Annotated in this window: 17 protein-coding genes; 3 read left to right on the top strand and 14 right to left on the bottom strand. The window is 62.9% G+C overall.

Annotated elements, in window-relative coordinates; genetic code table 11:
- The 9 genes from FJ948_RS13550 to FJ948_RS13510 form a co-directional block, all read right to left on the bottom strand.
- On the bottom strand, nucleotides 1-1,692 hold the full coding sequence (locus FJ948_RS13550) for a glycerol-3-phosphate dehydrogenase/oxidase (RefSeq protein ID WP_140705138.1): 1,692 nt from the start codon (nucleotides 1,690-1,692) through the stop codon (nucleotides 1-3).
- 22 nt (nucleotides 1,693-1,714) lie between these two features.
- Complete coding sequence (locus FJ948_RS13545) at nucleotides 1,715-2,710, bottom strand: aldo/keto reductase (RefSeq protein WP_140705136.1); 996 nt, start codon at nucleotides 2,708-2,710, stop codon at nucleotides 1,715-1,717.
- Nucleotides 2,707-3,687, bottom strand: coding sequence for a sugar-binding transcriptional regulator (locus tag FJ948_RS13540; RefSeq protein ID WP_140705134.1), 981 nt, complete (start codon nucleotides 3,685-3,687; stop codon nucleotides 2,707-2,709). The genes FJ948_RS13545 and FJ948_RS13540 overlap by 4 nt, the downstream gene beginning before the upstream one ends.
- A gap of 24 nt (nucleotides 3,688-3,711) precedes the next feature.
- Nucleotides 3,712-4,698: an ABC transporter permease gene (locus FJ948_RS13535; protein ID WP_140705890.1), complete on the bottom strand. Its 987-nt coding sequence runs from the start codon at nucleotides 4,696-4,698 to the stop codon at nucleotides 3,712-3,714.
- 19 nt (nucleotides 4,699-4,717) lie between these two features.
- A complete protein-coding gene (locus tag FJ948_RS13530; RefSeq protein WP_140705132.1) occupies nucleotides 4,718-6,253 on the bottom strand; it encodes a sugar ABC transporter ATP-binding protein in 1,536 nt (511 codons plus the stop codon).
- A 97-nt stretch (nucleotides 6,254-6,350) separates the two neighbouring features.
- Nucleotides 6,351-7,382, bottom strand: coding sequence for a substrate-binding domain-containing protein (locus FJ948_RS13525; RefSeq protein ID WP_140705130.1), 1,032 nt, complete (start codon nucleotides 7,380-7,382; stop codon nucleotides 6,351-6,353).
- A gap of 301 nt (nucleotides 7,383-7,683) precedes the next feature.
- Nucleotides 7,684-8,499: an alpha/beta hydrolase gene (locus tag FJ948_RS13520; RefSeq protein ID WP_140705128.1), complete on the bottom strand. Its 816-nt coding sequence runs from the start codon at nucleotides 8,497-8,499 to the stop codon at nucleotides 7,684-7,686.
- 9 nt (nucleotides 8,500-8,508) lie between these two features.
- Nucleotides 8,509-9,996 carry an NAD-dependent succinate-semialdehyde dehydrogenase gene (locus tag FJ948_RS13515; RefSeq protein ID WP_140705126.1) on the bottom strand — a complete coding sequence of 496 codons (1,488 nt, stop codon included), beginning with the start codon at nucleotides 9,994-9,996 and terminating at the stop codon, nucleotides 8,509-8,511.
- A 17-nt stretch (nucleotides 9,997-10,013) separates the two neighbouring features.
- Nucleotides 10,014-11,240 carry an iron-containing alcohol dehydrogenase gene (locus FJ948_RS13510; RefSeq protein WP_140705888.1) on the bottom strand — a complete coding sequence of 409 codons (1,227 nt, stop codon included), beginning with the start codon at nucleotides 11,238-11,240 and terminating at the stop codon, nucleotides 10,014-10,016.
- A 148-nt stretch (nucleotides 11,241-11,388) separates the two neighbouring features.
- On the opposite strand from FJ948_RS13510, the gene FJ948_RS13505 reads away from it, so the two are divergent.
- Nucleotides 11,389-12,090 carry a GntR family transcriptional regulator gene (locus tag FJ948_RS13505; protein WP_140705124.1) on the top strand — a complete coding sequence of 234 codons (702 nt, stop codon included), beginning with the start codon at nucleotides 11,389-11,391 and terminating at the stop codon, nucleotides 12,088-12,090.
- Nucleotides 12,091-12,237: 147 nt separating this feature from the next.
- Nucleotides 12,238-12,831 (top strand): DJ-1/PfpI family protein, encoded by a 594-nt coding sequence (locus tag FJ948_RS13500; RefSeq protein WP_140705122.1) that lies wholly within the window; start codon nucleotides 12,238-12,240, stop codon nucleotides 12,829-12,831.
- A 178-nt stretch (nucleotides 12,832-13,009) separates the two neighbouring features.
- Here the strand turns inward: FJ948_RS13500 and FJ948_RS13495 are convergent, their stop codons facing one another.
- On the bottom strand, nucleotides 13,010-13,804 hold the full coding sequence (locus tag FJ948_RS13495) for an SDR family oxidoreductase (RefSeq protein ID WP_140705120.1): 795 nt from the start codon (nucleotides 13,802-13,804) through the stop codon (nucleotides 13,010-13,012).
- 101 nt (nucleotides 13,805-13,905) lie between these two features.
- Between FJ948_RS13495 and FJ948_RS13490 the strand changes: the two genes are divergently transcribed.
- Nucleotides 13,906-14,796, top strand: a complete 891-nt coding sequence (locus FJ948_RS13490) for a LysR family transcriptional regulator (protein WP_140705118.1) — start codon at nucleotides 13,906-13,908, stop codon at nucleotides 14,794-14,796.
- 116 nt (nucleotides 14,797-14,912) lie between these two features.
- On the opposite strand, the gene FJ948_RS13485 is transcribed toward FJ948_RS13490, so the two are convergent.
- The 4 genes from FJ948_RS13485 to FJ948_RS13470 form a co-directional block, all read right to left on the bottom strand.
- Nucleotides 14,913-16,112 (bottom strand): mandelate racemase/muconate lactonizing enzyme family protein, encoded by a 1,200-nt coding sequence (locus tag FJ948_RS13485; protein WP_140705116.1) that lies wholly within the window; start codon nucleotides 16,110-16,112, stop codon nucleotides 14,913-14,915.
- A 9-nt stretch (nucleotides 16,113-16,121) separates the two neighbouring features.
- Nucleotides 16,122-16,448, bottom strand: a complete 327-nt coding sequence (locus FJ948_RS13480) for an NIPSNAP family protein (protein WP_140705114.1) — start codon at nucleotides 16,446-16,448, stop codon at nucleotides 16,122-16,124.
- A gap of 101 nt (nucleotides 16,449-16,549) precedes the next feature.
- The gene (locus tag FJ948_RS13475; RefSeq protein WP_140705112.1) at nucleotides 16,550-17,908 is read right to left on the bottom strand and encodes a mandelate racemase/muconate lactonizing enzyme family protein; all 1,359 of its coding nucleotides are present in this window, start codon (nucleotides 17,906-17,908) and stop codon (nucleotides 16,550-16,552) included.
- Nucleotides 17,909-17,964: 56 nt separating this feature from the next.
- The gene (locus tag FJ948_RS13470) at nucleotides 17,965-19,131 is read right to left on the bottom strand and encodes a mandelate racemase/muconate lactonizing enzyme family protein (protein ID WP_140705110.1); all 1,167 of its coding nucleotides are present in this window, start codon (nucleotides 19,129-19,131) and stop codon (nucleotides 17,965-17,967) included.
- Nucleotides 19,132-19,161 lie beyond the last annotated feature (30 nt).

Genomic DNA, 19,161 nt, shown 5'->3' with positions numbered 1-19,161 from the left:
TCACGCGCATAGGGCGCTCCTTTGATGCGTCTGGAGGTCGATGCCGTGCCGGTCGGCCAGCAAGGCGAGGAAGGTCGAGCATTCGGCGGCGGCCTCGCTGGCGTTCCAGCCTTTGTGGGCCGCCAGCATGTCGAGAACGGCGTTGATAAGGTCGAAGCTCAGGCCGCCCGAAATGGCGATGGTGGTGCGGCGCAGGAACAAGTCGGCAAGGCATTCGACCTGCTCATGCTCGATGATCTGCCGGATTTCGCCCGCCGAGTAATCGGACCGCGGCAGCATCTGTTCGCCCGCCGGATGCGCAACGACCTTCCGGGCCGACGTGCCGTAGCGCTGCAGAAGCATTCGTGCGCGCTCGACCGACAGGCCGTATTCAAGCGCGAACGACGCGCACCAGCGCTCCGGATCGACCGGGAAGTCGCGGCCGCCGCCAATGGCCATATCCTCCGTACCCACACTGCGTTCGAGCCTCAGTCGCTCCAGCACACTGTCAGCCGCCAATGCTCCGAACGAACGAAACGTCGTCCACTTGCCACCGATCATGCAGAGCGTGGCCGGCAGATGCCCGATCGCCTCGACGAACTCGCAAAAATGATCGCGCGGTATGCGGCCGGTGAAGCTGTCGTCGCTGGCGGGCAAGGGGCGCACGCCGGCGAAGCGGAACACGATCTGGTTTTCGCCGATCTTGATGGAGGGGAAGACAAAGGCAAGCGACTGCAGGATGTAGCGCTGCTCGTCTTCCTCGCAGCGAACTTGGTCCGGGTCGTCGACCCTGATATCGGTCGAGCCGATCAGCACCTTGCCGAGATAGGGAAACAGGATGCAGATGCGCCCGTCCTCGTTTTCGTAGTAGACCATATGTCCGCCAAGCGCGGCATGGAGTTCGGCATTGTCGACGATGAGGTGCGAGCCCTTGGTACCGCCCATCATCCTGGGAGCCGACGCCCCGATCGCCTGGTTGGTGAGGTCGATCCAGCCGCCCGTGGCGTTGACGATCAGCCGCGGCCGCACCGGCAATCGCTCGCCCGTCAGCGTGTCGGTGATGGCGAGCCCCTCGCCGCTCGACGACACTTTCGCATAGTTCAGAGCGCGCGCGCCGCTTACCGTGGCCTCCAGCAGCATCTCCAGGCCGAGGCGTTCGGGTCGGCTGACCCAGGCGTCGTAATAGGTCGCCGAATTGCGGATCGCCGGGTTGATCGCCGGCCAGGTCTTCAACGTCTCGGTGCGTCCCCTGAAGCTGTGCGTCTGCATCAAACGCCGCCCGGAGGTGAACAGGTCATACATGGCAAGTCCAGTCTTGATGACGAGCGCGCCGCGCCGGCTCGGCCGCCGCGTCAAGCCGAGGAACCGCACCGCGCCATTGGCGAGACCGGAGAAGATATCGAAGATCGGCACCATCGTCGGCAAGGGGGCGACATAGTGCGGCGCGTTCCTCAGCAGCCGATCGCGTTCCAGAAGCGATTCACGCACCAGCTTGAACTCACCGTTCTCGAGATAGCGCAGGCCGCCATGCACCATGCGCGAAAGCGCGGCGCTGGCGCCGCCGCAAGAGTCGCCCTTTTCCGCCAGCACGACATCGACACCTTGCAAAGCCAGTTCGCGAAAGACACTGATGCCGTTGATGCCGCCACCGATGACGAGCACGGCAATGTCTGGCCGGTCGCGCAGACCGGCTGTTATTTGGCTACGGTTCATCGGGGCTGCTGCCTTTTTTTGCTCAGGCATCCATCGCGGTGAGATGCGCGGCGACCGCGGCGTCGATTGCCTGGAGCTCGCTTGCCGCAAGCGTGATCTCCGCGGCCAGCGCATTGTCGAGCGCTTGCGCAGGATTGCGCGCGCCGCACAGGGCGAAGGTGATGCCCGGTTGGGCGAGCGTCCAGGCGATGACGATCTGAGCCATCGAAGCCTGGTGTTGGGCGGCTATCGGGGCGATGGCCGCTTTCAGCCTTGCCACCTTCTGCCGGTTGGCCGTTGAGAAGCGCGGATTGTCCTTGCGCTGGTCATCTCCGCCGAATGCGCGCGCCGCGTCGACCGTGCCGGTGAGCAGGCCCAGCGCCAGCGACGAGTAGCTGAGGGTGGCGATGTCATGGCGGCGCGTGATCGGCAGCAGGCTGCTCTCGATTTCGCGGTCGATCATCGAGTAGCGTTCCTGGATCGCATCGAGCTGGCCGGCGGCGATGTAGTGACCGAGGTCGTCGGCACTGACATTGCTGGCACCTATGGCGCGGATCTTGCCGGCCGCCTTCAGTCTCTCCAGCACCGTCATCGTTTCGGCGATCGGTGTCGTCGGGTCCTGCCAATGGGTGATGTAGAGGTCGATATGATCCGTGCCGAGACGCCGCAGACTCTGCTCGACTTCATAGGCGATGCCATCGGCGCCGAGGTAGCGATGCACCGGCTTGCCATCCTGGTCGAAGAAATGGCCGCCCTTGCCGGAATGCCAGTTCAGTCCGCACTTCGTCGCGATCACGACCTTATCGCGCTTGCCCTTGATGGCGGCCCCGACGATCGCCTCGCTGCGGCCAAGGCCGTAGGCCGGTGCGGTGTCGATCAGGCTGAGGCCGGCGTCGATCGAGGCTTCGATAGCGCGCACCGATTCCTGCTCGTCGGTGCCGCCCCACATCCATCCGCCAATCGCCCATGTGCCCAGGCCTACGGCCGACGCCGATATGCCTGACGTGCCGATCTGTCGCTGGATCTGTCGAGAATTCATGCTGCCTCCTGTTTCGCCAACTCGAGGATCTGGAGCCCGGAGGCCTCGTCCGTGACGATGGTGTCTAGATGGTTGCCGCGCATGGCGGCGAGGATCGGTGCGACCTTGCTGGGTCCGCTCGCGATGCCGATCGAGCGCGGGATGCTGGCGAACTCGTCGAGGGTCAGCGAGACCAGCGAACGGTTGAGCGAGTAGTTGCAGAGCTTGCCCCGGCGATCGATGAGATGGGCGAGCAGCTCGCCCGTCGCCCCGGATTTCTCGATCGCCCGGCGGTCGGCATTCGAGGACGGATGCAGATCGTAATAGCTCGAATCGTCGGTCAGGATGGAGCCGACACCCACCACCGCCACATCGGCCTCGCGCGCCTTGCGAAAGACGGCGGCGACGGAGCTGATCCCCATCAACATCTCGCGCTGCTGCGCGGTATCGGCAAACAGCGGCGCATGGATCTGGAAGGCACGACCGCCAAGCTTGTCGGCCATCAGCGAGGCGACGTGATTGACGTCGGTATAGTGCTTGCCCTGCACCAGTCCCGTGGCGGGGATGATCTCGACATCGTATCGGCGTCCCGGCTTGAGACCCGCGACCAGCGCGCTGACACCTTTGCCACCCGTGATCGAAATGGTGTCGCCATCCTTGATGGTGTCGAGCAGCAGCCCAGCCGCCGCCTCGCCGACCCGCTGCAGGGCCGTGTGCGGATTTTCGGAGACGGACGGCACCACCACCGCCCGCTCGATGCCGCCCAGCGCCACCAGCCGCGCCTCCAGCTCGACCAGATGGTCGATCGGTGACTTGATCTTGATTTCGACAAGACCGAGCTGGTGGCCGCGCTTGATGAGCCGGTTGACGGTGGCGTGCGAGATTCCGAGTTCGACGGCGATCTCGGCCTGGGTCTTGCCTTCGACATAATGCAGGACAAGCGCCTGGTGCATCTGGCGGACAGCGGCGATGTCATCGCGGGTGTTGGGAGGGGCCATGGCCTTGTTCGGTGCCTTTGAAGTTCAGGACTTCTTGCGGTGCAGGAAGTGATCGATCGATACGGCTGCGAGCAGGATGCATCCCTTGATCATGTCCTGCCAATAGACCGATACATCGAGCAGGATGAGCGAGCTGGTCACCACCGAGAGCAGCGCCATGCCGAGGATCGCCCCGAAGATGGTGCCGGAGCCGCCGTTGAGCGAGGCGCCGCCGATGACGGCCGCGGCGATGATGTTGAGTTCCATGCCAGCGCCGAAGGTCGGCGTCGCCGCGCCGAAGCGCGCCATGTAGATGACGCCGGCCAGCCCGGCCAGCGTCGAGCACAGCACCGTGACCCAGAACTTCACCTGGTTGGTCCGGATGCCGGAGAACTGCGCGGCCTTCTCGTTGGAGCCGGTGTAGAAGACCTTGCGGAAGGCGGTGGCGCGGCGCAGCAGGAAGTCGAAGATCGCCACCACGACGACAAAGATGATGATGACATAGGGCAAGCCGTTGAAGCTGCCTTGGCCGATCGCCTTGAACGAAGACGGCAGCGTGAACAGCGACAGCGGCGTGCCCTTGGTAACGATCAGGCACATGCCGCGCACGATGACCATGGCCGCGAGCGACGTGATGAAATGATTGAGGCCTATCACCGTGACGAAGAAGCCCATCGCCGCGCCGATCAGCGCGCTGACGCCAATGCCGATCAGGCTTGCCGTCCAGGGATCGAGTCCAGCGAGGAACAGCGCGCCGGAGACCACCATCGAGAAGCACACGACCGAGCCAACCGACAGGTCGATACCGCCAACGATGAGCAGGATGGTCATGCCGACGACGACGATGCCTTCGATGGAAAAGCTCATCAGCATGGCGCGGAAATTGCCCCATGTCAGGAAGTGCGGCGAGGCAAAGCTCATGGCAATGCACAGCGCCAGGATGATGACGATCAGCCCGGCCTCGCGCATCGATGCGAGGCGGGCGAAATTGATGCGCCGCACATCACCGGCGGCCTTGATCTCGGCATGCACGAGCGCTTCCCCCGATTCCCTAGGCGACATTCTGGGCCTGCCTTTGATCTGAACTGTCCTGGACGCCCGAGGCGAGCATGATGATGGCTTCCTCGCCGAGTTCGTCGGCGGCGAGTTCGCCGGCGATCCTGCCTTCGCGCACAACCATGACGCGGTCGCACAGGCCGATCAGCTCCGGCAGTTCCGACGAGATGACGACGACGCCGACACCGCTGCCGGCAAGTTGGCGCAGCAGCCGGTGGATTTCGACCTTGGCGCCGACATCGATGCCGCGTGTCGGCTCGTCCATGATGATGACCTTGGGACTGACGGACAGCTGCTTGGCGATGGCGACCTTTTGCTGGTTGCCGCCGCTCAGTGTCGAGACGGCGGCCTCGATGCCGGCCATCCGTACGCCGAGCCTGCCGGTCAACTCCCGCGCCTGGCGATCCTCGGCCTTGCGGTCGAGCAGGCCGAGCGAGCCGGTCAGCCTGGCGAGGTCGAGCGCCGAGATGTTCGCCGCGATCGGCAGATCGAGGAACACGCCGGAGCCTTTGCGATCCTCCGAGAGATAGACCAGCCCCACCTTGACCGCATCGCCATAGCCGCGCGGACGCAGCTGCTTTCCATCGAGCGCGACGGTTCCTGACGTCATTGGCCGCAGGCCGCAGATCGTTTGCGCGATCTCGCTGCGGCCGGCGCCGATCAGGCCGCCCATGCCCAGAATTTCACCAGCGCGCAGCTCGAGATCGACATCCGTGAAGCGGCGGCCGTCGGATAGCCCCTTTACGGACAGGATCACCCGCCCTGGCTCTTGCGGTGCCAGCTTGTCGGGATAGAGCTGGGTGATTTCGCGGCCGACCATCTTGCGCACCACGTCATCGGGCGAAACGGCGGCGATCGGGTCGGTGGCCACGTAGCGGCCATCGCGGAAGACGGTGATGCGGTCGCATAGCGAGAAGATTTCCGCCATGCGGTGGCTGATATAGACCACCGAGATGCCGCGCTCCTTGAGGCCGCGCACGATCGAAAACAGGCGGCGCGCTTCGCTCTCGGTCAGTGCCGCCGTGGGCTCGTCGAGCATCAGCACCTTGCAGTCGAGCGTCAGCGCCTTGGCGATCTCGACGAGCTGCTGGTTGGAAATGGAAAGATCCGCGACCCTGGTGCGCACCGGAATGGGCGCAAGCAGGTCCATGACCTTCTGGGCATCGGCGTGGAGCTTCTGGAAATTCATCAGCGGCGCGCGCCGGACGTTGATCGCCGCCATGTAGATATTTTCGGCGACCGTCGCGTCCTGACAGAGCGCGATCTCCTGATGAACGAGCGCGATACCGAGGCGCTGGGCGGCGGCGGGCGAGTGGATCGAAACACGCTCGCCATCGATCAGTATGTCGCCCTCATCGGGCTGCAGCACACCGGCGATCATATTCATCAACGTCGACTTGCCAGCACCATTCTCGCCGCACAGCGCGTGGATTTCGCCGCGTCGCAGCGTGAACTGTACGTCGCTCAGCGCCTTGACAGGGCCAAACGCCTTGGACAGGCCACGGATTTCAAGAATGGGCGCGTGGGTCACGCCATGCTCCTGCAATGGACGCTTGCGGGGAGGAAGGAGGCAGAAGCCTCCTTCCCGGTTTGGCCCGACCCGCGAGGATCGGAGAGGGAAATCGAGACTATTCCTCGATGCCCTTGGTACCGCGACGCTTCAGGTATTTGTCCCAGTAGAAGTCATCCGCATTGTCCTTGGAGACAATGGAGAAGCCATTGTCGACGAAGGGCACGCTCATGGGGTTGAAGCCCGAGCTTTTGGCGTCGTTCATCGGGTCGATCAGGCCGGGATGCTTGGCCATCCACAACAGCATGAAGCCCATATAGCCCTGCATGCCCTGGTTTGGATTGACCGATCCGAAGATCTCGCCGGCCTTGATCATGTCGAGGATCTTGGCGTTGACGTCGGCGAGCATGACGCGGATCTTGCCACCCCCTTCCTTGGCGGCCTGGGCGGCGCCGATGGCCGAATTTGCTTCCGGCATGAACACGGCACCAAGGTCAGGATGCGCCTGGGCCAGGCTCAGAACGGCCTGATAGGCCTTGGTCGGATCCTGGTTCGAAGCGGCGCGGCCGACGAGCTTCATCTCGGGCCATTTGGCTTCCATACGGGCGACAAAGGCGTTGACGCGCTTGTCGTGATTGTCCTGGCCAGGGTTCTCCAGCACGGCATATTCGCCCTTGCCGTCCATCGCCTTGGCAACGGCGTCGGCGGCATAGGTGCCCTCGGCATTGTTGTCGGAGGTGATGTAGGAGACCCGCTTGGAATTCGGCGAGTCGGCGGCGAAGGTCACCACGGCGGTGCCCTGTTCGATGGCGCGGTTGATCGGTTCGATGAACGGATCGGAGTTCATCGGATGCACCAATATGCCGGCGGGCTTCTGTGCCAGCGCCTGGTCGAAGCTGGCGATCTGCTTGTTGACGTCATATTCGGGCGTGCCGGTATAGGCGGTCTCGCAGCCGAACTGCTGGCCGGCCTGCTTGAACATTTCATAGACCGGGAACCAATATTCGACACCCGAAACCATGACGTTCATGACGTATTTTTCACCCGGCTCGCATTTGAACGGGTTGGCGGTTTCGGCGCGTGCCAGCATCGGCCCAAAGCAGGTCGATGCAGCCGCCGCGATTGCGAGCGTGCTCAGAAATTTGCGCAAGTTTCCTCCCTTGGCCGAAGCCATCCTCAATGACCGTCGCAGGCGCCTGCGAGCGCTGCCGTATGGATTTGATGAAGCCGGCCTTCCTCCGAAAGCCGACGATCGGGACATTACAGCCCCGGCGCGTAGTGTCAATATAATTCAAATAGTGAAATATATTTCATGCGCTGGGCAGCAGGTGCTCAAGGATGAGGTCGTCAACAAGCCAAGGAAGAGGCTGGTGCTCGGCATGGGCCTGCTCATGCGCAAACCGCGGGAACTTTCAGGCAGGCAGGAGCAGGTAGGCCGACTCGGGTCGAGTTCATCCGGCCAGGATGAGCTGGCGAAGCCAGTCGCCCGCGATTGTCCCGCGCTGCCCCAAATCTCGGACGCTATCCATATGATTGCGCCCCCCGACGATGCCCCTCGAGGCTGTCAGACCCTGCTCCGTCAGGCGATCGGCAAACAATCTGGCCTGCAGGTGAAACGGTTCCGTTTCCCGTTCGCCGACCAATACCGCTACCTTTGTTTGCGACGAGTGGACCTTGCTCATCGGCGAAAATGCCTCAACTTCCGTGTCGGTGAGACCTATCAAAGGCTCGAGGAAGGAATGCTGAAGGGGCTTCAGATCATACAGCCCGCCGAGCAGAAGTGCCGCCGAGGGCGGATATGCCGAACCCTCGTTGAACAAAAAAGTCGCCAGATGCGCCCCGGCGGAATGGCCGCTGACGCTTAGCCGACCGGGATCGCCGCCATGGCTGGCGATATTATCCCGCACCCATTGCCTCGCGCGCCGGATCTGGTCGACGATCGCCGCCATCCTGACGTCAGGCATCAGCGCATAGTCGATCACGACCGCGATTGCCCCGGCGCCCGTTACCGTTTCGGCAACGTAGGAATAATCGCTTCTGGTGAACATGCGCCAATAGCCGCCATGGATGAAGACGTGCACCGCGAGGTCGTGACGCGGCCCTTCCGGAAAGAACAGGTCGAGGCGTTCGGCCTCGTGCGGCCCATAGGCGACATCCGCCAGCATGGGCAACGAAGTCCGCGTCGTAGTGCTGCGGGCAACGATATCGGCCACGATGTCATCGAAATCGGCAACGTGGTCGCGGGTGCGAAAAGGATCTTTCGACATGGAGTCCACTCAGAAGGTTACAGCGATGTATTTGGCCTCCATGAATTCGGCAATGCCGTGGTGCTGGCCCCCTTCCCGCCCGAGGCCACTCTGCTTGACTCCGCCAAAGGGCGCGGCGGGATCCGACATCAATCCGCGGTTGAGGCCGATCATGCCGGCCTCGATCTCCGAGGCCACCCGCATGCCGCGCGCCACATCACGCGTGTAGAGATAGGCGGCGAGGCCGTATTCGGTATTGTTGGCATGGAGGATGGCCTGCGCCTCGCTTTCGAAGCGGGTGATGGGCGCCACCGGGCCGAAGATTTCCTCATGCGCCATATCGGCGTCCGGCGAGACTTCGGACAGGACCGTCGGAGGATAGAAAAAGCCATCTTCTTCAAGCACCGAGCCCCCGCACAGTACCTTGGCCCCCCGGTTGACCGCGTCCCTGACCAGCCGGTCGATCTTGTCGACCGCCTTCTTGGTGATCATAGGCCCACATTCGGTGTCCGCCTTGGTGCCGGCGCCGATCTTGAGCGCGGCCATGCGCCGGGACAGGCCGTCGGCGAACGCATCGTGGATGCCCGACTGAACGTAGATGCGGTTGGCGGCCGTACAGGCTTCGCCGGCATTGCGCATCTTGGCGATCATGGCGCCGTCGAGGGCCGCATCGAGATCGGCATCGTCGAAGACAATGAAGGGTGCATTGCCGCCAAGCTCCATGGAACAGGAAATCACATGTTTGGCGGCTTCGGCGAGCAAGGTGCGGCCGACGCCGGTCGAACCGGTAAAGGAGAGCTTCCTGACGCGCGGATCGGCCAGCATGGCCGACGTCAGGAGCCCAGGTGCCGACGTTGTCAGCACATTGACGACACCGTCCGGCACGCCGGCTTCGCTGTAGAGCGCGGCGAGTGCGTAGGCGGTCAGCGGGGTCTCGCTTGCCGGCTTCAGAATGACCGTGCAGCCTGCCGCGAGGGCCGGCGCGATCTTGCGTGTCGCCATCGCGGCTGGGAAATTCCAAGGCGTGATGAGGACGCAGATGCCGATCGGCTGGTAGTCGACCACGATCCGGTTGGTACCGGATGGAGCGGTGCCAAACTCGCCAGTGATGCGAACGGCTTCCTCGGCGTTCCAGCGAAAGAATTCGGCTGCGTAAGCGACCTCGCCGCGCGCGTCGCGCAGGGCCTTGCCGTTCTCCAGCGAAATCAGCATGGCAAGCGTCTCCGACCGCTCGACCATCAGTTCGAAACAGCGCCTGAGTACCTCCGAGCGCTTGCGTGGCGCGGTCTCACGCCAGGCCTTGGCGGCCTTGGCGGCGGCCTCGACGGCGGCGGCGGCGTCCTCCAGGGTCGCATCCGGAACCGCCGCGATCACCGCACCGGAGGATGGATCGGTAACCTCGATGAGCCCGCCGTCGGAAGACGGCAGCCATTGTCCGCCAATGTAGAGCCGGTGCGAGAAACCCCGCACATCGTAGGGATCCTGATCGAGATGGAAGGCATTGTAGGGAAGGTTCATCGTCTTGTTCCTGACGTTCACATGGCGCAAGCGGTGAGATCGCCGTCATAGGCCGCCTGCACAAGGCGGCGCATGGCGGCGAGGTCGAATGGGCGCGGGTTGTTCTTGATCAGGCGATCGATGCCGAGCGCCTGCTCGGCGGTCCAGTCGAGCCTGTCGGCCGGAAGTCCCAGCCCGGCCAACGTCGGGGTTATCCCGATCGCCGCAAACAAGCGCCTGATCTCCTCGATGGTCGCGCGCGCCATTTCGTCGGCACCGCGGCCGTTCGGCTCAAGGCCAAGGGCGATCCCTATCTCGGCGATTTCCGCCGCGGCCACACGGCTGTTATAGCTCATGACATAAGGCATCATTGTCGCCACCCCCAGCCCGTGCGGCGTGTGTGTCAGCGCGCCGGCCGGGTATTGCACCGCATGCGCCGCCGCCGTGCCGGCGGTGCCGAACGCGCAACCCGCGGCCAGCGCTCCCATCATCACGTCGGCACGCGCCTCGGCGTCGCCGCCGTCGGTGCACGCCTTCTCCAGACTACGGCCGAGAAGTTTGACGGCCAGCAGCGCGAAATGATCGGTCAACGGCGTCTTGCCGATGAAAACGTGGCGCTGCGGCAGGCTGAAGTCTCCGTCCCGGCGCATGGCCGTGAAGGCCTCGATCGCATGGGTGAGCGCGTCGGCACCGGCAATCGCGGTCAGGCCCGGCGGACAGCTCATCGTCAGTTCGGGGTCGCAGATGGCAATTGCGGCAATGAGATGGGGGCTTGATATGCCGACTTTGAGCGTCCGGTCCGGATCGGATATCACCGCGACGGGCGTCACCTCCGATCCTGTACCGGCCGTGGTCGGCACGGCAATCAGCGGCAGCGTCGGTCCGGGGACTTTGAACTCGCCGTAATAATCCTTCAGCTCGCCACCGTGGCTGATCAGCAAGGCGGCGCATTTGGCGAAATCGAGACAGCTGCCGCCACCGATGCCGATCACCATGTCGGGCTCGAAGCCTCTCGCTTCCTCGACGCCGGCCGCCACCGAGTCGCGCGGCACGTCCGGGAGGACACCGTCGTGAACCATCACGTCGATGGACGCGGCCTGGAGGGATTCCATGATTTCAGCGAACACGGGCGTGCCGGCGAAACGCTCGTCGGTGCAGACCAGGGCGCGTCGGCCAAGGCGACCGGCCACGGCCGGCAGTGCATGACGCTGCCCCTTTCCGAACAGAATTTCGCGGGGGAGCCGGAGGGCTGTGAGAAGGCTCATGGCAGGCTGCATCCTTGGGGGTGTCGAAAACTCGCATTGCAAATCCGCACCGAAGGTCCGAACTGAGCGGCGCCGATAAAATCGTATAGGATATAGTATTGCATCGGTCAAACCCTCGTGTTAGCAGTCCCCTGTCGAGAGGCGAAAGATGCAACCTGTCAGTTTGAGCAATAATGGTGAGACGCCCACGGGAGCGGGTCGCATCCAGCGCGCGAGCAGCCTTTCCGAGGACGTTTACGAGGCCATCTTCGCGCAGCTGATGTCGCTGAAGATCGCGCCCGGTTCACGCATCACCGTCGACAACCTGGTCAAGGAATTCGACGTTTCCCATACGCCGATCCGCGAGGCGCTTGGGCGTCTCGAAGGCGAAGGCCTGGTTCTGAAGACGCATCTGATTGGATACCGCGCCGCACCGCAGATCACCCGGCGCCGTTTCGACGAATTGTACGAAATGCGTCTCCTGCTCGAACCGCACGGCGCGGCGAAGGCCGCCGCGGCGATGGACGAGGCCAAACTCGGCACACTGCTCGAGGCGGCAGGCGTGATGTCGCGCCGCGAAGGCAAGGACGAGCGCCTGCGCTATTCAAACTTCGCCCGCCAGGACGCGATTTTCCACGACAAGATCATGGAATACGCCGAAAACGAACTCATTCGCGAGACGCTGGGTTATCAACACACCCACTTCCACATATTCCGCCTGATGTACCACTCCCGCGTGACCGAGGAGGCGCTGGACGAGCACGAGGCAATCCTCGCCGCGTTCGGCGCGGCCGATCCCGATGCCGCCGCGAAAGCAATGCGCGCCCACATCGAGCACTCGCGCGATCGCCTGCTGCCGGCCTTCGATTGAGGCGAAACCGATGTCCGCGCCGCTGACCACCAAACACAGCACCGAGGAATACCACGTCCCCAACTCTCAATTCCGAGGACGGACAAAGCCAATGCGGGGCGCAGCATGGGTTCGCCCCGCCCTTTTCACACGACGGAGGAACCGACTATGTCAGGCAAGAAAATATTGATGCTCACCGGCGAGTTCACCGAGGAGTACGAGATCTTCGTCTACCAGCAGGCTATGGAAGCCGTCGGCCACACCGTCCACGTGGTCTGCCCGGACAAGAAGGCCGGAGACCTCATCAAGACCTCGCTGCACGACTTCGAGGGCGACCAGACCTACACCGAAAAGCTCGGCCATTTTCAGGTGATCAACAAGACGTTCGCGGAGGCGGAAAAGCAGCTCGATCAATACCACGCCGTCTATTGCGCCGGCGGCCGCGGCCCGGAATACATCCGCACCGACAAGCGGGTGCAAGCCATGGTGCGCCACTTCCACGATACCCAGAAGCCGATTTTCACGATCTGCCATGGGGTTCAGATCCTGATTGCCGTGGACGGCGTCGTGCGCGGCAAGAAGGTCGGCGCGCTCGCTGCTTGCGAACCCGAAGTGACGCTGGCCGGAGGCACTTATGTCGACCTCTCGCCGACGGAGGCCTATGTCGACGGAACGATGGTGTCGGCCAAGGGCTGGACAGCCCTGGCCGCCTTCATACGCGAGTGCCTGAAGGTTCTGGGGACCGAGATCCGGCATAGCTGACACACTTGCCGACCGGCGCATTTTTGGATGCGCCGTTCGCTTTCACTTCGACGCGACCGGGTCTACCGCCAAGACGCGGTCGAAGTCAGTGGTCCGTCGCCGTCGGTCGTGTGGCCCTCGCGCCGGTTGCGATAAGGCCCGGAAGGCCGCCGCCGCCGGCCTTTGAAGGCGTGGCGCCCTATGCGATTGTCCGAACGACACCACCGTCGACACGCAAGGAAGTGCCGGTTGTCCCGGATGCCTGCTCCGAGCAGACATAGACGACCAAGTTCGCGACTTCCTCAGTCGTCGCAAAGCGATTGAGGAGCGATGTCGGGCGCAACGTCTTCAAGAACTGCTGCTCGGCTTCCTGTTGTGTAATGCCTTGCTCTTTCGCGGCCGCCTTCATCCAACCACTCATGATTTCCGAATTCGTCGGACCAGGGAGAACCGAATTGACGGTGACGCCCGTTCCGCCGACCTCCTCGGCCAAGCCCCTCGCAATGGCGAGCTGAGCCGTTTTGGTCATGGCATAGTCGATCATGTCCTTGGGTATTGCGAGCGCGGACTCGCTGCTGATGAAGACGACACGCCCCCAGCCGCGCTTCGTCATGTTCGGCACATAGTGACGGGCGGCGCGAATGCCGCTCATGACGTTCAGCTCGAAAAGATCGATCCACTCGCCGTCGCCAATTTCGAAGAACGGCTTCGGGCGCCCCGTGCCCACATTGTTGACGAGAATGTCCGCATCCGGCGCCCGCGCGAACAACTCCGCCGCGCCTTCCGGGGTCGCAAGATCGGCGGTAACGCCGGTGAACTCACCCTTTGGGAAAAGCTTGCGCAACTCACCAAGCGTTGCGGCGACCCTGTCCTCGCGGCGGCCGTTGATCACGACCGCGGCACCGGCGCGCGCCAACCCTTCCGCAATGGCTCGGCCGATACCTGCCGTGGACCCAGTAACGACCGCCGCGCGGCCAGTAAGTTCGATATTCATGACACCCTTCCTTTGGTTGCGGAGAAACCTGTATTTGGGTGATGTTCGAACCGGAGATAATGGCCTAAATTGCCATAACATTAATTCCCAGGAGGAATGGGATGGACCGGTTCAACGAACTGAGCGCCTTCATAGCCGTGGTTGAAGCAGGCGGTTTTTCCGCCGCGGCCCGCATAACCGGGGACTCACAATCCGCCGTCAGTAAAGCCATCGCTGCGTTGGAAAAGCGCCTGGGCGTGAGGCTGTTCAACAGGAGCACACGCCGGGTGACCCTTACGGATCAAGGGCGGAGATACTATGATCGGACAAAGCCGCTTGTTGACGAGATGCAGGACGCCGATAGCGAACTGACCAGCAGCGCGTTGGGTGTTTCGGGTCTAATCAGGATCGCCGTATCTGGCACTTTTGGCCGTCTTCATGTTTTGCCGCTCATCCCCGACCTGTTGTCGCTCAACCCTGGCCTTCAGGTGGATCTCGTTCTCTCGGATATCGTGCGAGATATGGTGGAAGACCGGATCGACCTGGCGATACGACTTGGACCTGTCACCGAACCCGACGCGGTTGTCAGGCGCGTGGCGATCACTCCCCTCGTCTGCGTCGGATCCCGCCGCTATTTCGAGCGCCATGGAACCCCAAAGACCCCGGCGGAGCTCGTTGAGCACAATTGCCTTTTGTATGGCGGCCTGACGGAGGCGGCGAATTGGCCGTTCGTGGGGCAAGAAGGTCGATTCAGCGTGCCGGTTCGGGGGAACCTCTGGTCTAACAGTGTCGAAACCATCCGGGCTGCTGTTCTGGCCGGCGTTGGAATTGGCCTGTTCGCCAAGGTTTCTCTTGCTGACGAACTCAGCCACCGCGACGTCGTTACCATCCTCGATGGATTTATGGGCGATGTCAGGGATATAAGTCTCGTCTGGCCGAAACGCCGTTTCGTTCCGGCCCGCGTCCGCCAAGTGACCGATTTCTTCGCGGAGGCCATTCCCCGGCGAACGTAGCAGAATGTTCAGCGATGGTTCGAAGTGTCTCCCGGGATCGAGTCGAGAGCGGCGCCACGCGACACCGCGATGACGATGCCCGAAGGTCAAGCACGGCTATCGCTCGAAGAGTGGGTTCAGTCGAAGAAGCCCGCGTCCTCCGCCGCGAGATACTTCCTGGCCGCTTCGGCATCGATATCGAGGCCCAGCCCTGGCGCTTCCAGCAGGTCCACCATGCTGTCCGTGACGATCCGTGGCGGCAAACCGATCACCAGTTCCTCCCACCAGGGGTCGGAAGCACTGGGATATTCGAACGCCACGTAGTTGGCGGGCAAGGTCGCGCAGACATTGATCAGCGCGCCGAGGCCCAGCAGGCCGTTCGCGGTGCCGTGCGGCGCCATCAGGATCGAATGCATATAGGCGTGCTCGGCGACCCATTTGAGCTCGGCGATACCGCCGATGTCGGCAGGATCGGGGCCGATGACGCGCACCGCCTGCGTCTCGATCAGTTCCTTGAAATTGTGCCGGAGGTAGATCTGCTCGCCGGTATGAATCGGCGTCGAGGTCGAGGTGGTCAGTTCCCGGTAGGCCTGCGGATTGACCCACGGCACATAGTCGCCGGTCAGCATGTCCTCGAGCCACATCAAATTGTACTTCTCGACCGCGCGGGCGAACTTGATCGCGTCGGGCAGCATCCAGCCCGGGCCGCAGTCGAGGGCCAGGCTGACCTTGTCGCCCAGCACTTCCTTCATCGCGATCACGCAGTCGAGCATGTGGTTGAAACCGCGCTCGCTGATCATGCCCTGATCCATGGCGCCGTGATAGCCGGCCTTCTTCTGCGTCACGCCGTAATGGAAGTCCTCGACGGTGTCCTTCATGTTGGAATGGAACGAAATCCCCTGCTTGACCATGAAGAAGTTCTGCGGCTGCTCCATCATCCATTTGACGTCGGCGGCGTAGTCCTCCGGCCGGTCACCCGTGCGTTTCTGGCGGATCGAGCCGTTATAGACGCGCACCTTGTCGCGCACCTTGCCGCCGAGGAGTTTGTATACCGGCACGCCCGCGGCCTTGCCGGCAATGTCCCAAAGCGCATGCTCGATTGCACTGACCGCCGCGCCATACGGCTTGAACGAGCCGCGCTGGCGGATCTTCAGCACCACCCGCTCGACGTCGGTCGGATCCTCGCCGATCAGCGCCTCGCGGAAATGCAGCACCCAAGGCTTGAGATAGGTCTTGGTGAACTCGACTTCTCCCAGGCCGTAGAGGCCCTCGTCGGTTACGACGCGAACGATGGGATGCTTGCCGATGACGGCACAGCGAAGGTCGGTGATCTTCATGGCGCAGTCCTATTTCACGGACGAGAAAGCTGTCGGCGTGAGCAGCTGGCTGCTGATATTGGCGACGATCTGCCCGTCGCGCTCGGACTCGTCCCGGGCCCTGTGCCATGTCGGATCGGTGACGAAAGCCGTCCATTTCGCTTCACGCTCGGCCAGCGATTCCCAGGCCAGGAAATAGGTGAGGCGATTGCTGTTTTCGCCGATCGCCGTGGTGAAAAACCCGGCTTGGCGGATGCCATGCCTCTCCCAGATGGCCAGCGTTTGCTCGGAAAAGCGCTTGAGCAAAGCCGGCAGCCTGCCCGGCAGGCAGTCGTAGATACGCAGTTCGTAGATCATGGTTTCGTCCGTTTCTTTCTTCGCCTCTCCCTTCGGAGAGGTCGACACGAATGGTCGGTCGTTGGCCCTGTTAGCCTGGGGAATGAGGGCAGAGGTCTGGGCTAACTCCAGGTCCGGTCCCAGCTGTATTCATTGCCCCAATGCTCGGTGGATTGCCATATCCCGGTGACACCAGGCTGCAGATGCTGGCTGATCACCTCGTCGACCACATCGTCTATGCCCAGCCCCGGCTTGTCGGGCACGGTGATGAAGCCGTCCTTGACGAGCGGCTTGGGAAGGCCGGTGACGATATCGTCCCACCAGTCGACATCGGCGGAGTGGTATTCGAGCGCCAGGAAGTTCTCGGTCGCGGTGGCGACGTGCGCGGCGGCCATCGCGGCGATCGGACTTTCGGCCATATGGATCGCCATGGCGACACCGTGATCCTGCGCCATATCGCCGATCTTCTTGGTCTCGAGAATGCCCCCGCTGGTGAGCAGGTCCGGGTGGATGACCGAGAGGCCGCCGCTCTTGAGCAGCGGCTCGAAGCCTTCCTTGAGGTAGATGTCCTCGCCGGTGCAGATCGGCACCGTGGTAGCCTGCTGCAATTGCCGGTACTGCTCGGTGTATTGCCAGGGGATCACGTCCTCCAGCCAGGCCGGAACGTATTTCTCGATACGGCGCGACAGACGTATGCCATCCTGCAGCGAAATGTGGCCGACATGGTCGATGGCGAGCGGGATCTCGTATCCGATCACCTCGCGAACCTCGTGGATGTACTGTTCGAGCAGATCGATCCCCTTTTCGGTGAAATGCAGGCCCGTGAACGGGTGCTGCACGTTCTGCGCATCGTAGGCGAGATTGCGGGCCTTGCGTTCCTCGAGCGTGCCGCCACGGCCGCGCGGATTGGCATGAAACCCTTCGAGCGCGCCGGCCGGCGCGGCCACGGCGCCCGGGACATGGGCGATCTGCATCAAGCCCAGGTCCATCTTGAGGAAGGTGAAACCCCGGTCCATGCGCTGCTTGAGGCGCTTGCCGGTTTCGGTGCCGCTCGGTTTCTCGGCGTCGGTATCGCAATAGACCCGCACCTTGTCGCGGAACCGTCCTCCAAGCATCTGGTAGATGGGGACGCCATAGGCCTTGCCGGCGAGATCCCAGAGGGCGATCTCGACCGCCGAAACGCCGCCGCCTTGCCGGCCGTGCCCACCGAACTGCTTGATCCGGCGAAACAGGCGGTCGATGTCGCAAGGGTTCTCGCCAAGCAGCCGGCTCTTCAGCATCAGCGCGTAGGTGGCGCTTGCGCCATCGCGCACCTCGCCAAGCCCGACGATGCCCTGGTTGGTGTAGATCTTGAGCAGCGCCGAGGTGAACGGCGCGCCGACGATTTCGGCCACCCGCATGTCGGTGATGCGAAGCTCGGACGGCTTCGAGTTGGTGCTGACCCGGTTGAGGGCCTCGTCGGCTCCATCCGTCTTTGGCATGATTGATCCTCGTTCTGGTCGGCGGACCTGTCGCCCGCATACTGCCGATGATGCTGCTAGCCCAGTTCGATCTCATGGGCTTGCAGGTAATCGCGGTTCATCTCGATGCCGAGACCCGGCCTCGACGACAGCTTCAGGCTGCCGTTCGAAACGTCGAGCGGCCTGTCGATAAGATGATCGTACTTGCCCAAATTCCACTCCGACGTTTCGAGCTTGTAGAAGTTGGGAACGGTCATCATCACCTGTGCTCCCGCAACCACGTTTATCGGCCCCGCGGCATCATGGGGTGAGACCGGGATGTAGTAAGCTTCGCACAGAGCGGAAATCTTCTTGAGTTCGGTGATCCCGCCGGTCCAGGTGACGTCGGGCATGATGTAGTCGGCGAGCTTGTTCTCGAGGACCGGCACGAAATCCCACTTCGTGTGGCCGCGCTCGCCCCACGAGATAGCGGCACTGACCTTCTCGCGCACCTGCTTGAGGGCGTTGAGGCTCTCTGGCGGGCAGGGCTCCTCGAACCAGTCGATCTGGCCGGCTTCCTCGAGGCTGCGACAGAGCCGAATGGCTGTGGGCACGTCGAAACGGCCATGCGCGTCGATGAGGATGTCGACATCCGGGCCCGCCGTTTCGCGGATCAGAGCCGTGAGTTCGGCCGCCTCGCGCTCGTCCTTGCGGGCCATGCCGCCCTCGAGATAGCCGTCCCGCTGTTCACGCGACACGCCGTCGGCGTAGCGACCCTGGTGGGGAAAAGGATCGAACTTGAGCGCGGTGTGTCCGGACTCGACGATGTCCAGGATTTCGCGCACCACAGCCTCCTTGCTGGTGAATTTGGCCTGGTTGGGGTGGGTATAGAGCGCGATTTCATCGCGGACCGGCCCGCCCAACAGCTCGTGGATCGGCTTGCCGAGGACTTTGCCCCTGATGTCCCAGAGGGCTATGTCGATCGCGCTCACGCATTCGACCGCGGCGCCACGACTGCCCATATAGGTGAAGCCGCGGAAGATCTTGTGCCAGAGATACTCGATGCGCGCCGGATCCTCGCCTGTCACCGCAGCTCCGATCTGCCGAAGGATCGTGCAGAGGGCGCGGTTGGCGAGCTTGGTGGTCGTGGTGATCTCCCCCCAGCCGCTCACGCCTTCGTCGGTCGTCACCTCGACGAACAGGAATTCCCCCCAGTACGAAGCACCGGATTTGATCAGCCACGGCCGAACGCTCGTGATTTTCATCTCAACTCCTTTGTCTGGAATGGGCGGGCC

The organism is Mesorhizobium sp. B2-3-12 (assembly GCF_006442205.1).
Classification (GTDB): domain Bacteria; phylum Pseudomonadota; class Alphaproteobacteria; order Rhizobiales; family Rhizobiaceae; genus Mesorhizobium.
Note: the sequence above shows the minus strand (reverse complement) of the source record. Positions and strands in the feature narration are given on the sequence as shown.